This is a genomic window from Frankia sp. RB5 (assembly GCF_059816245.1).
Genome location: NZ_JCBATA010000054.1, coordinates 1 through 13,012, shown reverse-complemented (window position 1 = coordinate 13,012; position 13,012 = coordinate 1). Strand labels below are relative to the sequence as shown.

Below are 13,012 nucleotides of genomic sequence, written 5' to 3'. Positions count from 1 at the left end.
GCAGTGTGACCGTCGCCCGACAGCAATCCCCTGCAGATCCGCGCCACGGAGGGAAGCAACGTGACCACTGCATCCGGCCTGCGCCTGTCAGTCCTCGACACGGCCCCGGTCTGGTCGGACACCACGCCCGCGACCGCGCTCAACGAGGCCGTGGAACTCGCGCGAGCGGCCGAGTCCGCGGGCTACGTGCGCTACTGGCTGGCGGAGCATCACAACACGCCAAGCGTGGCGAGCGTGACACCCGCGGTCCTGGCCGCCCGGCTGGCCGCCGCCACCACGAGCCTGCGCGTCGGCTCGGGCGGGGTGATCCTGCCCAACCACCCGCCGCTGATCGTCGCCGAGCAGTTCGGGACGCTGCAGGCCCTCTTCCCCGGGCGGATCGACCTGGGCATTGGCCGAGCCGGCGCGCTGGACGGCCCCACCGCGACGGCGCTGCGCCGGGGTGCGGACCGCGACTTCCCTGCGCATCTGGCCGAGCTGTTCGGCTACTTCTCCCCGGCGGACCCGCGGCACCCGCGTCCGGTCCAGGCCGTCACCGCGGTGGGCAACGCGCCGGACGTCTGGCTGCTGGGGTCGAGTCCCGACAGCGCGCGGCTCGCCGGCAGGCTGGGCCTGCCCTACGCGTTCGCTCATCATTTCAACCCCGCCGGCGCGGCGGCCGCCGCGGCGGAATACCACCGCGCCTTCGAGCCGTCGCCCGTGCGCGCCCGGCCCGATCTCATCCTGGCCGCCACCGTCGTCGTCGCGCAGACCGATGCCGAGGCGGCCCGGCTGGCGCTCCCGGTCGCGGTCAGCATGGTGCTGCTGCGCTCAGGGCAACCGCCACAGCTGCTGCCGACCGACGCCGAAGCCGCGCGGTATCCGTTGACCCCCGCGCAGCGCGCGGCTGTCGCCGAGCGCCTGGAGACCCATGTGATCGGGGGGCCGGATCGCGTCCGGGCGAAGATCGCGCAGCTCGTCGAGGCGACCGGCGCCGCCGAGGTCATCGCGACAACGTCGACCCACGACTTCGGCGCGCGGGTGCACTCCTACGAGCTCCTCGCGAAGGTCGCCGAGGAGCTCTGAGCGCGGGGCCGGCGCCGAGCGACCGGCGCGGCCCTCGCGGCGCCGGTCAGCCGGCGGGGGTGGTCGAGGCGATGATCGCGGCGCCGCTCTCGTTGTACTGGCGGTAGTAGTGGATCAGGCCGTCACGGATGCGCAGCATGACGAAGTACGTCGTGCGGTACGAACCGCCGGTCGTCGTCACCGTCCCGGTCGCCGTGTACTCGACGAACCACAGCTCCGCGTCGCTGGTTTCGTAGACCACCGGCGACCTGACCTCGCCGAGCTTGATCGGGCTGGCCGCCTCCGCACCGGCGATCGTCGCCTTGATCTTCTCCCGGCCCTCGATGTGCCGCAGGACGGGAACCGTCATGAACGGCATGTCACAGACAGCGTCCTCGGCGAAGATGTCGGCGAAGCCCGAGTAGTCGTGCCGGCCCAGCAGCTCCAGCATTCGGTCAATGATGGTCCGGGGCGAGGCGTGGGGCACCGTCGTGCTGACGTCGGACATGATGGACAGACCTTTCGTCGAAATCGGGGATCGGAGGCGGTTCGGGCTGCTACCAGGTCACCGGCAGCGCTTCGACGGGCCGCATGAGATCGCCGCCCGTGAACCTGACCTCCTCGGGCTCGACGGCCAGCCGAAGTCCCGGGAGACGCGACGACAGTTGCTCGAGGGCGATGCCGATCTCCGCTCTGGCCAGATAGGCGCCCACGCAGTAGTGCGGTCCGGCCCCGAAGGCCAGCACCGGCGGCGCGTCCCGGTCGAGGCGGACCGTGTCGGGCTCGTCGTACACGGTCTCGTCCCGCATCGCCGAGGCCGTCGCGACGAACACCGCCTGCCCCTTCTCGACGGTGCCCGAGGGCAACGTGACCCGCTCGGTGGCGAGGCGCAGCGAGCCACCGTTGCCCAGCGGGTTGTACCGCAGCATCTCCGCGACGGCCGACGGCACGAGCCCGGGATCGGCGGCCAGGCTCCGCCACAGCACCGCGTCGTCGCGCAGCAGGACGAAGAACGACTTCCCGAGGACGTTGGACGTCGTCTCGTTGCCGGCGCCGATCAGGCTGAGGACGAGGTTCTCGAGCTCGGCCTCGGTCAGTTTGTCCTCGCCGTCGCGCGCCGCGATGAGACTGTCGAGGAGGAAGTCCTGCGGCTCCCGCCGGCGCTCGGCGATCAGCTCACGTACGTAGCCCATGAACTCGACCATGCGCCGGCCGCGCTCGGCGGGTTCCATCACGACGGCCGAGGCCAGCGCCATCGACCACGTGCGGAACCGGTCCGCGTCCCGCTCGGGCACGCCCATAAGCTGGCAGATGATGCGGATCGGCAGCGCGAGCCCGTAGGCCCGCACGAGATCGAGGGGACCCCCCTGCTTCTCCATGTCGTCGATCAGCTCACGGGCGGTCGCGCGGATCACCGGCTTCCACCGCTCGATGGCCCGCGGGGTGAAGGTGGCCGCGATAATCCGCCGTAGCCGCAGGTGGTCCGGACCCTCCTTGTTCAGGATGAACTCCGGGTCGTCCAGGGCGCTCGGCCCACGCATCACGCGCGGCGATCCGGGGGCGGTCAGGTTGTGGCTCAGCCGGGGATCGGACATGGCAGCGGCCACGTCGCGGTAGGTCACCAGCAGCACGCCGCGATCGCCACTGGGCAGCTGCACCTCGCCGAACGGGCACCGCGCGCGCCGCTCGGCGTACTCGTGCGGGGGGCTGCCCTGCGGGCCGTCGGGAAAAGGAAAGCGTGGAACCTCGTCGACGGACTCGGTCATCGCGCGGCCTCCGCACAGTCACTGGGAAACGGGTCAGGAACTCCGGGGTCCGCGGGCAGACGCTAATAGGAACGCCTAAAGCGTCACTTGGTCCACACGAATCACTCCGATCACATCCGATCGGCGCGACCCTGCCGTACTCTGTTCGCAACCCGAAACGGACCAAGTGTCCCTTTCGCGTCTGACGTGACCGTGGGATGCCCATGACCCGCGGTCCACCACCACCGCCCGACCCGGTGCCCGCCCATCCCGGGCACCTCCCAGGAGCCGCACATGACGACGGACCAGTCCCTGCACCTCGCGGTCGCGCTCAACGACGCCGGGTGGCATCCCGCGGCGTGGCGCGCGCCGGACGCGCGTCCGGCGGACCTGTTCACCGCCGCCTACTGGCAGGACCTCGCCCGCGAGGCCGAGCGGGGCCTGCTGGACTTCGTCACGATCGAGGACAGTTCGGAGATCCAGTCCGTCCAGGCCGGCCAGCCCGACGACCGGCACGACCAGGTGCGCGGCCGGCTCGACCCGCTGCTGGCGGCCACCACGATGGCGCTGGCGACCTCCTCGCTCGGCATCGTCCCGTCGGTGACCACGCGGACCGACCCGTACCGGCTCGCGACCGGCCTCGCCACGTTGGACCACCTCAGCGGCGGCCGGGCCGGCTGGCGCACGATCGCGGTCCACCGCGGCGCCGCCGGGCCGCTGCCGGCACACCGGGAACCACGCCCGTCCCCGCCGCGCACCCTGGACAATCCCGAGGTGGTGGCGTATCTGCGGCGCGGTTTCGCCGCGGGCTCACAGACCGTCGACCTGGTCCGCCAACTCTGGGACACCTGGGGCGATGACGCGCTCGTCCGTCAGCCGGACGCCGGATGGTTCGTCGACCCGGCGAAGGTGCGGGCCCTCGACATCACCGGCGACTGGTTCAGCGTGGACGGCCCCGCCACCACGCCGCGCCCACCCCAGGGGCATCCCGTCGTGATCACGCTGTCCCACACCCGCTACTCCCACGAGTTCGCGGCCCGGTCGGCCGACCTCGCCATCGTGACCCCGCCGGGCCTCGATGACCTCCCGCAGATCCTCGCCGACCTGCGGGAACAGGAGGCGACCGTCCCGCGGCCGGCTCCCCTGCGGGTGTACGCGGACCTGCTGGTACTGCTCGAGGACACGCAGGCGGCGGCGGACGAGCGCAGGGCCCGCCTCGACGAGCTGAACGGCACCCCCCTGACCTCCGATGCCCTGATCTTTACTGGCACCCCCGGCGATCTGGCCGATCTTCTCCATTCCTGGCGGTCACTGGGGGTGACGGGCTTCCGACTGCGGCCGGCGGCGCTGCCCCACGACCTTCTCGCGATCACCCAGGGCCTCGTCCCCGAGCTGCGCGACCGTGGCGTCCTGCGCTCCCGGTACGGGAGCGGATCGCTGCGCGAGCGGCTCGGCATCGCGGCCGCGGCGCCGGCCCGGCTGGCGGCCTGGGCCAGCTGACCGACCCGGTCAGGATCGGGTAGCCGGGCGCTCGCTGACCGCCGCGCCTGCTTGAAAAGCGGACTGGCGGTCCGTATCGTCGAAACGGACCACCTGTCCGAATCGCCTGGCCACCCATCCGGCCTCGATCTCCGCCCGGAGGCACGTGTCATGACCAGCCAGGACCAGCAGGCCGCACTGGCCGGGCCGGCCCAGCCAGTGATCGTGGAGCCCGCCACCGATCCGGCTGCCGAGGCGCGACATCGACGTCGCCTCGCCGTCGCACTGGCGCTCATCGTCACCTGTCAGCTCATGGTGGTGGTGGACGGCACGATCGTGAACGTCGCACTACCCAAGATCACCGAAGACCTGTCGCTGTCCACCAGTGGCGCAGCCTGGGTCCAGGTCGGGTACTCGCTCGCCTTCGGCGGCCTGCTGCTGCTCGGCGGGCGCGCCGGCGACGCGTTCGGGCGGCGTCGGCTGTTCGTCGGCGGGCTCGTCGTGTTCACACTCGCCTCCCTCGCCGCCGGGCTGGCCGGCAACGCCGAGATGCTCATCGCCGCGCGGGCGGTGCAGGGCGCCGGAGCGGCGTTCGCGGCACCCGCGTCACTCGCCCTGCTGGCGACCACGTTCGCCGACGGGCCCGCGCGCCACCGGGCGCTCGGCGTGTTCTCCATGATGGCCGGACTCGGACTGACCCTCGGCCTGATCCTCGGCGGGCTGCTGGCCACCGCCTCCTGGCGCTGGGTGTTCTTCATCAACCTGCCGTTCGGCGCCGCCACCGCGCTGCTCGCCCCGCGGTTCCTGAAGGACACTCCGCGCCACTCGGCCCGGTTCGACGTCGGCGGTGCCATCACCTCCGCGCTGGGGGTGGCCTCGCTTGCCTACGGCTTCATCCGCGCCGCCTCCGACGGATGGTCCGACGGCCTCACTCTGAGCGCGTTCGGCGCCGCGGCGGTCCTGCTCGTCGCCTTCGCACTGATCGAGCGTGGCGCCGAGCAGCCGATCGTCGCCTACCGGCTGCTCGGCCAGCGCACCCGCGCCGCCGCGTACACCAACATGCTGCTGCTGGGCGCGGCCATGGGCGGCGTCATGCTGTATATGTCGGTCTTCGTCCAGCAGGTGCTGGGTTTCAGCGTGCTGCGCGCCGGGCTCGCGTTCCTGCCCATGGCGGCGCTGCAGTTCGTCTGCGCGCGCACCGCGCCGACAATGATGACCAAACTTGGCGGCAAGCGGCTCACCACGATCGGCACAGTGATGCTCGCCGGGGCGGCGGTCTGGCTGGTGCTGCTGGACGACCGGTCCAGCTATCCGGCGAGCGTGCTCGGGCCGCTGTTGCTGTTCGGCGTCGGCATCGGGTTGACGTTCATGCCGCTGAACTCGGTGATCCTCGCCGGGCTGCCGCCCCAGGCCACCGGCTCCGCCTCCGGCCTGCTCCAGTGCCTGCAGCAGGTCGGCTCGACCATGGGCGTCGCGGTGCTGACCACGGTGTACGGCACCTCGCTGCGCGACTCCGCCGCTCACCCGGTGCCAGGGCTCAGCCCGGCCGCGCAACTCCGGCACGCGTGGGCCGAGGGCATCGCCTCGGCGATGTACGTGCCCGCGGCACTGGCCGCCGCCGCCGTCGTCCTCGCGGTGGTCGTCATCCGTGACCCCGCACGGTCCGCTCCACAACAGTGACCGGTCCCGACCGGCCGCGCGTCTGTGCGATTCTGGCGGTGCACACACCAAGGGGGCCACGATGACGCCGACAGCGACCCCGCGCATCCACGCGGACCAGTCAGCACAGGGTCAACCTGTCCGGGCGGACGCGGCCCGCAACCGCGCCCGGGTGTTGTCCGCGGCCCGGTCGGTCTTCGCGGCCCAGGGGGCGGACGCCTCGCTGCACGAGGTCGCCCGGTTCGCCGGCGTCGGCGTCGGCACCGTCTACCGGCACTTCGCGACCCGCGAGGCCCTGCTGGAGGCCGTGCTCTCCGACCGTTTCGAATCCCTGCGGCAGCTGGCGGCCGAGCCCGCCGCGGGGCTGAGCGCCGAGGACGCGCTGCTGGAGTGGATCGGCGCGTTCGTCCGGCACCTGACCGCCTACCGGTGGCTGGCGTCGTCGCTGATGCCGACCCTGCACCACGAGTCATCCCTGCTGTACCAGGCGTGCCGGGAGATGCGGATGGCGGTGGACGGCCTGCTCCGGGCGGCCCAGGCCGCCGGCTCGTTCCGCTCCGATCTGGATACCTCGACACTGCTGAAGCTGATCAACGCCATCGCGCTCACCGCCGAGCAGACGTCGGACGACGGTGCCCGACTGCTCGACTTCGTCATGACGGGACTGCGCCCCCGGAGCTGATCCCCTCCGGACCCCACCGAGCACGCGGACGACCAACGGCGGCGGCCAGCCGCCATCTGGAGGCGCGCCATGCCCGAAAACAGCCGCTTACACCTCGCCGTCGCCCTCGCCGATGCCGGGTGGCACCCGGCGGCCTGGCGCGACTCCGACGCGGGCGGCGGCGACCTGCTCACCGCCGACTACTGGGGCGAGCAGATCGTCGAGGCGGAGCGGGGACTGCTGGACTTCGTGACGATGGAGGACTCCCCCGCCCTGCAGTCCGCCCGCCCCGGCACTCCCGACGACCGCGCCGACCAGGTCAGCGGCCGCCTCGACACCCTGCTGGTCGCCGCCTACACCGCCCGGCTGACCACGCGCATCGGACTGGTGCCCGCCGCCACCATCCACTCCGACCCCTTCCGGCTGGCGACCACGGTTGCCACGCTCGATCACCTCACCGGCGGCCGCGTGGGCTGGCGTCCGCTGTCCGCCGCGCACGGCGTGTCCATGCCCGGTCCCCGCCGGACGCCGCCGCGGTTCACCAGCCCCCGCGACCCTGGCGTGGCCGAATACCTGACCGGCGCTGTCGCACGCCGAGCACTCGCACCGGTTCGCCGTGGGCAACGCCGACGTCGTCTTCCTCACCCCGCGGGAGACCGACGCGGTGACCGCGACCGTGGACTGGGTCCGCAAGCTCGAGGCGGAGGCGGGCCGCAGGTCACCCCTGCGCGTCTTCGCCGACCTCGTCGTCTTCCTGGACCGGACCGAGCAGGAGGCGCGGACCCGCCTGCGACGGCTGGACGCGCTGGCGGGCGCGGAGACCACCTCGGACGCACTGATCTTCACCGGAACCCCGGAGGGCCTCGCCGACCTGCTCGCCGACTGGCACGGCCTCGGGGTCGAGGGGTTCCGGCTCCGCCCCGGCGTCTCGCGCCACGACCTGCCGGCCATCACCCGCGGCGTCGCCCGGCCCTGCGGGAGCGCGGGCTGTTCCGCGGTGGTTACGAGGCCACGACCCTGCGGGAACGGCTGGGCCTGCCCCGCCCGGCCGTCGGCGCGGGCATCCCCTGACCGGACGGCACGACCGAAACACTGACCCGGGTCGGCGTGCCGTCCTGGCTGGCGGCACGGGCCGCGAGCTTAACCACACCAAAGCCGGGTTTTAGCCGCCCGGGCGACGATCGAGAGGTAGCGGCCCCGGGCCCCTCGATCGTGGTGCGCAGGCGTTCCTGCCTCACTCCTGGGCGTCGGCGGGGCCAGCCGCCGACCAGGAGTGAGGATGGACGACACCCAGACCGCCGTCCCCGAATCCGCCAGCCAGCTGTTCGCCGCGTTCCAGCGTGGCGACCTGGCATCTCGCTATGCCGAGGTGCCAGGTTGGCTCGCCGCCCTGCCGGACGCCGAGCGCCTCCGCGCCGGCCACCTGCTCGCCCGCCTCGATCCGGACGACGTGCTGCGAGCCCATCCGACGACACCGGTCCTCACCTTGGCGATCACCGGACATGGCACCCTGGCGCCGCTGCTGGCGCCGCTGACGATGCAGCTGGCCCGGCATGGCCTGCTGCTACGCCCGGTGGTCTCGGCGTTCGACGGCTACGTCTTCGACCTCGCGGACCCGACAAGCCGCCTCTACGCCGAGAAGCCCGACCTGACGCTGTGCGTGCTGGATCCGATGGTCGTCCTCGACGAACTGCCCGTGGAGTGGCAACCCGCGGACGTGGCCCGCGCGTTCGACGAGAAGGTCCAGCTCCTCGAGCACCTGGTGACCGAGTTCGAAGCGCGCGGACGGGGAGTGCTCGTCCTCAACACCCTGCCGCTGCCGCGGCTGTGGCAGGCGCAGCTCGTCGACCTCGGCGCCCGCGCGACACTCGGCGCGCTGTGGCGGGAGGCGAACGCGCGGCTGCTGCGGCTGGCCGCGGGCCACCCGAGCCTGGTCGTCGTCGATCTCGATCCGTTCCTCGCCGACGGTGTCGCGCTCACCGAGCAGCGGCTGAGCACCTACGCCAGGGCGCACCTGTCCCCGGCCCTGCTCGCCGTCTATGCCGCGGAGGTGGGGCATCTCGCCCGGCACCTCGCCGGGCGCACCCGCAAGTGCCTGGTGCTCGATCTCGACGGCACGCTGTGGGGAGGAATCCTCGGCGAGGACGGCGTCGAGGGCATCGAGGTCGCCGACGCGCCGCGGGGCGAGGCGTTCGCCCGCTTCCAGCGGGTGGTGCGCCAGCTCGGATCCCAGGGCGTGCTGCTGGCGATCGTGAGCAAGAACGACCGTGACCTGGTCCGGGAGGCCCTGCGCCGCCGCACGGACATGCCGCTGCGGGAGGACGACTTCGTGCGTGTCACGGCGAGCTGGCGGCCCAAGCACGAGGCCCTGGCCGACCTCGCCGAGGCGCTCAACCTCGGGCTGGACAGCCTCGTCTTCGTCGATGACAGTCGCTTCGAGTGTGAGCTGGTCAGCCGGGAGCTGCCCGCCGTCGCCGTCGTGGCGCTCGACGACGAGCCGGCGTCGCACCCGACGCGGCTGCTGTCGGACGGCTGGTTCGCCACCCGGGGGCTCACGGCGGAAGACCGGACCCGCGTGACGAAATACCGCGAGGAGGCCGACCGGAACGATTTCCTGCAGAGCTTCGACTCGCTGCAGGGATACCTGCGCGAACTGCGGGTCTCGGTCCGCCTGGCGGACGCCGTCGAATCCGACGTACCGCGCGTCTCCCAGCTCAGCCTGCGCACGAACCAGTTCAATCTCACCACCCTGCGGATGCAGCCCGGGGACGTCCACCAGCTGCTCGCCGACCCGCACTCCCGGGTGCTCACCATCCGCTCCCGCGACCGGTTCGGCGACAACGGACTGGTCGGCGCCGTGTTTATGCGGCGCTCCGGCCCGGACGTTCACATTGACAACTTCGTGCTCAGTTGCCGGGTCTTCTCCCGCGGCATCGAACAGGCCTGTCTTTCCACGATTCTGGACCAGGCCCGGGCCAGTGGCGCGCGGGCCGTGCACGGCACCTACCGGCCCTCCGCCCGCAACGGATTCGTCCACGACCTCTACCCGCGCTACGGATTCGAACGGGTGCCCACGGCCGGCGACCACGCGGACGGCGACATCGCGTGTTTCCGGCATTCCCTCGCCGAGCCGCTGGAGACGCCCGAGCATCTGCACGTCGACGCCGACCCCGGAGAGGGCACCGCATGATCACCATCGACGAGTTCGTCGAACTCCTGCGCGGCGAGCTGGGCCTGCCGCTGACCGAGGCCGACACGGAGCTCGACCTCGACCAGGTGCCCGGCTGGGATTCGGTGCACCTGCTGGCCCTGCTTTCCGTCCTCGAACAGCGGACCGGCGCGCCCATCTCGCTACCCGACGTCCTGGCGGCCACCAGCCTCCGCGACGTGCACACCGTGGTCTGCACGTCCGCGCCGTCTCCTCGTCCGGCCGGCTGACCAGACGAGATGACGCGACTGACGCGACTGACGCGGTCGATCAGGCGTGCCGCGGCGTGGCTGTTCGAGGGCTGGACCGCGATGGTGACGGTCCGCGGGCCGCACGGAGTGGTCGCCGGCTGCTTCGCCCCCTCGTGGACGTTTCCGCTCTGCTGGCTGGCACCGGTCCCCGGGGAGGCGGAACCCGAGCCGGGCGCTCCCGCACCATCGCCCCCTCCCGCCGACTCCCCGGTGACCGGCCTGGACCTGGCCGGCCCGCCCCCCGGGCACCCGGAGCGCCTGTGCCCGCTGGTCCCCCCGAACCCGGTGGAGAGGCAGCTGTGGCATCAGCTCCGCCCGGCCCCACCGCCGCGCGGTGCCGGGGCTGACGCCAGCCCCCCGGACCCGGCCGGGGACGGGCGCGACCATCGCGGGCAGCGCCGCAGGATGGGGCGTTCGACCAGGTAGTAGGACGCGGCGGCCAGGACCACCGAGAGCAGGCCGGCGGCGAGGATGGCCGGCCAGCGGCCAAGGGCGCCGGTCAGGCCGGGACCCCAGTGGGCGACCACGGGAAAGTGCCAGAGGTAGAAGCCGTAGGAGATCCGGCCGAGCCAGGCGAGCGGCGCGACCGCGAGGGCGCGGAACAGCCAGGTCGTCGGACCCGCCTGGGTGAGGGCGAGCACGACGGCCCCGGCGAGCAGGGCGACGACGGTGTAGCCGCCGCGGCACATCGACGTCGCCCGTGGTCCCCAGCCGCTCGGCGCGATCACCGTCGCCACCGCCAGCAGTGCGAACGCCACCGTGCCGACGGCCGGCAGCACTCCCGTGATCCGGTCGAGCCCGCGCCGCCAGGCACCCGGGGCCGCGACCGCCGGACCATCCACGCCGACCGTCGCCACGCCGACCGTCGCCACGCTGCCGCCGCCGGCGCGCGCGCCGCTGGTGGCGGTCGGCCGGGGACGCGCCGCGCGCAGCCAGGCGGCCAGCGCGCAGCCGACGAGCAGCGTGTCCGCCCTGGTGTCCAGGCCGAAGTACATCCGGGTCGCCGACGCGCCGAACGCGGCCAGCACGTTGCGCCACAGCGCGACCGCGGCCACCCCGGCCAGCAGCACCACCGGCAGCCGGCGGGCGAGCCGCGGCCGGCGGCACAGGGCGACCAGCACCGGCGGCCAGAGCAGGTAGAACTGCTCCTCCGCGGACAGCGACCAGGTGTGGCCGAGCCAGCCGGCCCCCGTGCTCTGCCGCACCACCTGGACGTAGTTGTTCACATACATCGCCGACGCGGCCAGGCTGCCCAGGAACTCACCGAGCGCACCGGCCCGCCCGTCGATCCCCGTCACCACCGCGACCAGGCCGACCAGGGCCAGCAGCCAGAACGCCGGCAGCAGCCGGTAGGCGCGCCGCACGTAGAACCGAATCAGGGACACCTCGCCCGCCCGGTCCCGTTCGGCCAGCAGCTGCCCGGTGATCAGGAAGCCGCTGAGCACGAAGAACACGTCGACACCGAGGTAGCCGCCGGGCAGCGCGTCCATGTGGAACACGAGCACGCACAGCACCGCGAGCGCTCGCAGACCGTCCAGTGCCGGGTTGCGACCGAGACCGCCACCTCCACCACTCTCGTCGCTTCCACCGGAACCACCGGTGTCCGCGCGTTCGCGACGAACCCGGTCCAGCGGTGGGGGTTCGCGTCGTACCAGCGTGTCGAGGCCGCCGTGCTCCGCCATCCGCTCTCCCTCGGCGCCGTCAGGTTGCTGCCCGTCTGCCTCCCCCAGTGAGTCGTTCCTATGCCCCGAACCTGGGAGTGGCCTGTCAGCCGGGCCCGACGACCGGCTGGCGGAGGACCGAACGGCGCCGGATCGCGAGACATGGGCGCACAGGCCCCGGCACGCCCGCCCTGGTAACGCCCGCCCTGGTAACGCCCACCCCGGTTCGCACAGCCGACTCCGTCCGCCCACGGCGGCCGTCGGCAGGACCGGAAGGTCGTCCCTAGACTGATCGGGTGGTCGTGAGCCTCACTCTCCTGGACGGGGTGCGCTGGAGAGGCGCCCCGGTGGTGGGTGACCGGTCACGGGCGCTGCTGGCGGCGCTGGCCGCCGAGCACGGGCGCGCGGTGCGCGCGCAACGGCTGGTCGAGCTGATCTGGTGTGGCGAGCCGCCGGTGAACGCGGCCAAGGGCCTGCAGGTGGTCGTCTCCAGGACCAGGGCGCTCTGCGGTGCCGAGGTGGTGGCACGCGACGGTGCGGGATACCGGCTCGCCCTGCCGGCGGAGCAGGTCGACAGCTGCCTGCTCGGCCAGCGTGTGACGGAGGCCGGCCGGCTCCTGGCGACCGATCCGCTCGCCGCCGCCAGCCTGGTCCGGGGTGCGCTGGAACTCGGCGCGTCCCTGCCGGCGGTGTCGGTGGAGGAGGAGGGTCCGCTCGCCGACGTGCGGCGGGTGGCAGAGCGGGAGCTGGCTGCCGCCCGGATCCTGCTGGCCCAGGCCACAAGCCGGGCGGGGCGGCACGCCGAGGCGCTGCCGCTGCTGGAGGAGGCCCACGCGCGCCACGCCGACGACGAGGGCCTGCTGGCCGACCTGCTGCGCAGCGAGGCGGCGGCGCGTGGGCCGGCGGCGGCGCTGGGCCGGTTCGAGCGCCACTGCCGGGACCTGCGCGAACAGCTGGGCACCGGGCCCGGGGAGGCGCTCACCCGGGTCCAGCGCGAGCTGCTCGCCCTCGACCGGCCGCAGGTCCGGGACGGGACGGGATCCGGTACGACGCCACTCCGTTGCGGATCGATGAGCGATAGCGCTCGCCGTTCACGCCGCCGGCACTTGCGCGCCGGCACTCCTGGTCTGACCGGCCTTGGCCGTGCCAGGTTCCCGCTTCCCAGCCACCCGCCCGTTCATGCGGGTCTTATGGTCGGCTCCACGGGCGTTTACCGTCTCCGACGTACTAGCGGCGACGAGGTGACGCAGGTTGATCGCGGCGTTCAGGTCGCGGTCGATCACCAGCCCGCAGGACTGGCATGC

Annotated in this window: 10 protein-coding genes and 4 pseudogenes; 10 read left to right on the top strand and 4 right to left on the bottom strand. The window is 72.9% G+C overall.

Going from position 1 to position 13,012, the window contains the following annotated elements; translation table 11 throughout:
* Positions 1-60: 60 nt before the first annotated feature.
* Positions 61-1,065, top strand: a complete 1,005-nt coding sequence (locus tag AC6EXY_RS24380; RefSeq protein ID WP_207770312.1) for an LLM class flavin-dependent oxidoreductase — start codon at positions 61-63, stop codon at positions 1,063-1,065.
* Positions 1,066-1,111: 46 nt separating this feature from the next.
* Here AC6EXY_RS24380 and AC6EXY_RS24375 read toward each other — a convergent pair whose 3' ends face one another.
* The gene (locus AC6EXY_RS24375; protein ID WP_101832033.1) at positions 1,112-1,552 is read right to left on the bottom strand and encodes a nuclear transport factor 2 family protein; all 441 of its coding nucleotides are present in this window, start codon (positions 1,550-1,552) and stop codon (positions 1,112-1,114) included.
* A gap of 49 nt (positions 1,553-1,601) precedes the next feature.
* A complete protein-coding gene (locus AC6EXY_RS24370) occupies positions 1,602-2,810 on the bottom strand; it encodes a cytochrome P450 (protein WP_101832032.1) in 1,209 nt (402 codons plus the stop codon).
* A 273-nt stretch (positions 2,811-3,083) separates the two neighbouring features.
* On the opposite strand from AC6EXY_RS24370, the gene AC6EXY_RS24365 reads away from it, so the two are divergent.
* From AC6EXY_RS24365 to AC6EXY_RS24330, 8 genes and pseudogenes are all read left to right on the top strand, one after another.
* Positions 3,084-4,289, top strand: a complete 1,206-nt coding sequence (locus AC6EXY_RS24365) for an LLM class flavin-dependent oxidoreductase (RefSeq protein ID WP_499818197.1) — start codon at positions 3,084-3,086, stop codon at positions 4,287-4,289.
* A 150-nt stretch (positions 4,290-4,439) separates the two neighbouring features.
* Positions 4,440-5,948: a DHA2 family efflux MFS transporter permease subunit gene (locus tag AC6EXY_RS24360; RefSeq protein WP_101832030.1), complete on the top strand. Its 1,509-nt coding sequence runs from the start codon at positions 4,440-4,442 to the stop codon at positions 5,946-5,948.
* Positions 5,949-6,009: 61 nt separating this feature from the next.
* On the top strand, positions 6,010-6,609 hold the full coding sequence (locus AC6EXY_RS24355) for a TetR/AcrR family transcriptional regulator (RefSeq protein WP_101832029.1): 600 nt from the start codon (positions 6,010-6,012) through the stop codon (positions 6,607-6,609).
* 69 nt (positions 6,610-6,678) lie between these two features.
* Positions 6,679-7,002: pseudogene (locus AC6EXY_RS24350) on the top strand (LLM class flavin-dependent oxidoreductase); the annotation flags it as partial.
* A 202-nt stretch (positions 7,003-7,204) separates the two neighbouring features.
* Positions 7,205-7,684, top strand: a complete 480-nt coding sequence (locus AC6EXY_RS24345) for a hypothetical protein (RefSeq protein ID WP_499818200.1) — start codon at positions 7,205-7,207, stop codon at positions 7,682-7,684.
* A gap of 183 nt (positions 7,685-7,867) precedes the next feature.
* A complete protein-coding gene (locus AC6EXY_RS24340) occupies positions 7,868-9,778 on the top strand; it encodes an HAD-IIIC family phosphatase (protein WP_499818198.1) in 1,911 nt (636 codons plus the stop codon).
* Positions 9,775-10,026, top strand: coding sequence for an acyl carrier protein (locus AC6EXY_RS24335; protein WP_101832027.1), 252 nt, complete (start codon positions 9,775-9,777; stop codon positions 10,024-10,026). Before AC6EXY_RS24340 ends, AC6EXY_RS24335 begins: the two co-directional genes overlap by 4 nt.
* A 9-nt stretch (positions 10,027-10,035) precedes the next feature.
* Positions 10,036-10,299 (top strand): annotated as a pseudogene (locus tag AC6EXY_RS24330) (hypothetical protein); the annotation flags it as partial.
* A 53-nt stretch (positions 10,300-10,352) separates the two neighbouring features.
* Here AC6EXY_RS24330 and AC6EXY_RS24325 read toward each other — a convergent pair.
* Positions 10,353-11,729, bottom strand: coding sequence for an acyltransferase family protein (locus AC6EXY_RS24325; protein WP_499818199.1), 1,377 nt, complete (start codon positions 11,727-11,729; stop codon positions 10,353-10,355).
* A 275-nt stretch (positions 11,730-12,004) separates the two neighbouring features.
* Here AC6EXY_RS24325 and AC6EXY_RS24320 point away from each other — a divergent pair.
* Positions 12,005-12,652, top strand: a pseudogene (locus AC6EXY_RS24320) (AfsR/SARP family transcriptional regulator); the annotation flags it as partial.
* Positions 12,653-12,799: 147 nt separating this feature from the next.
* Here the strand turns inward: AC6EXY_RS24320 and AC6EXY_RS24315 are convergent.
* A pseudogene (locus AC6EXY_RS24315) lies at positions 12,800-13,012 on the bottom strand (IS607 family element RNA-guided endonuclease TnpB); the annotation flags it as partial.

What these genes read in the sequence shown, in the direction of transcription:
- AC6EXY_RS24375 (WP_101832033.1), bottom strand. Translation starts at nt 1,552, where the DNA reads ATGTCCGACGTCAGCACGACGGTGCCCCACGCCTCGCCCCGGACCATC.
- AC6EXY_RS24370 (WP_101832032.1), bottom strand. Translation starts at nt 2,810, where the DNA reads ATGACCGAGTCCGTCGACGAGGTTCCACGCTTTCCTTTTCCCGACGGC.
- AC6EXY_RS24365 (WP_499818197.1), top strand. Translation starts at nt 3,084, where the DNA reads ATGACGACGGACCAGTCCCTGCACCTCGCGGTCGCGCTCAACGACGCC.
- AC6EXY_RS24360 (WP_101832030.1), top strand. Translation starts at nt 4,440, where the DNA reads ATGACCAGCCAGGACCAGCAGGCCGCACTGGCCGGGCCGGCCCAGCCA.
- AC6EXY_RS24355 (WP_101832029.1), top strand. Translation starts at nt 6,010, where the DNA reads ATGACGCCGACAGCGACCCCGCGCATCCACGCGGACCAGTCAGCACAG.
- AC6EXY_RS24340 (WP_499818198.1), top strand. Translation starts at nt 7,868, where the DNA reads ATGGACGACACCCAGACCGCCGTCCCCGAATCCGCCAGCCAGCTGTTC.
- AC6EXY_RS24335 (WP_101832027.1), top strand. Translation starts at nt 9,775, where the DNA reads ATGATCACCATCGACGAGTTCGTCGAACTCCTGCGCGGCGAGCTGGGC.
- AC6EXY_RS24325 (WP_499818199.1), bottom strand. Translation starts at nt 11,729, where the DNA reads ATGGCGGAGCACGGCGGCCTCGACACGCTGGTACGACGCGAACCCCCA.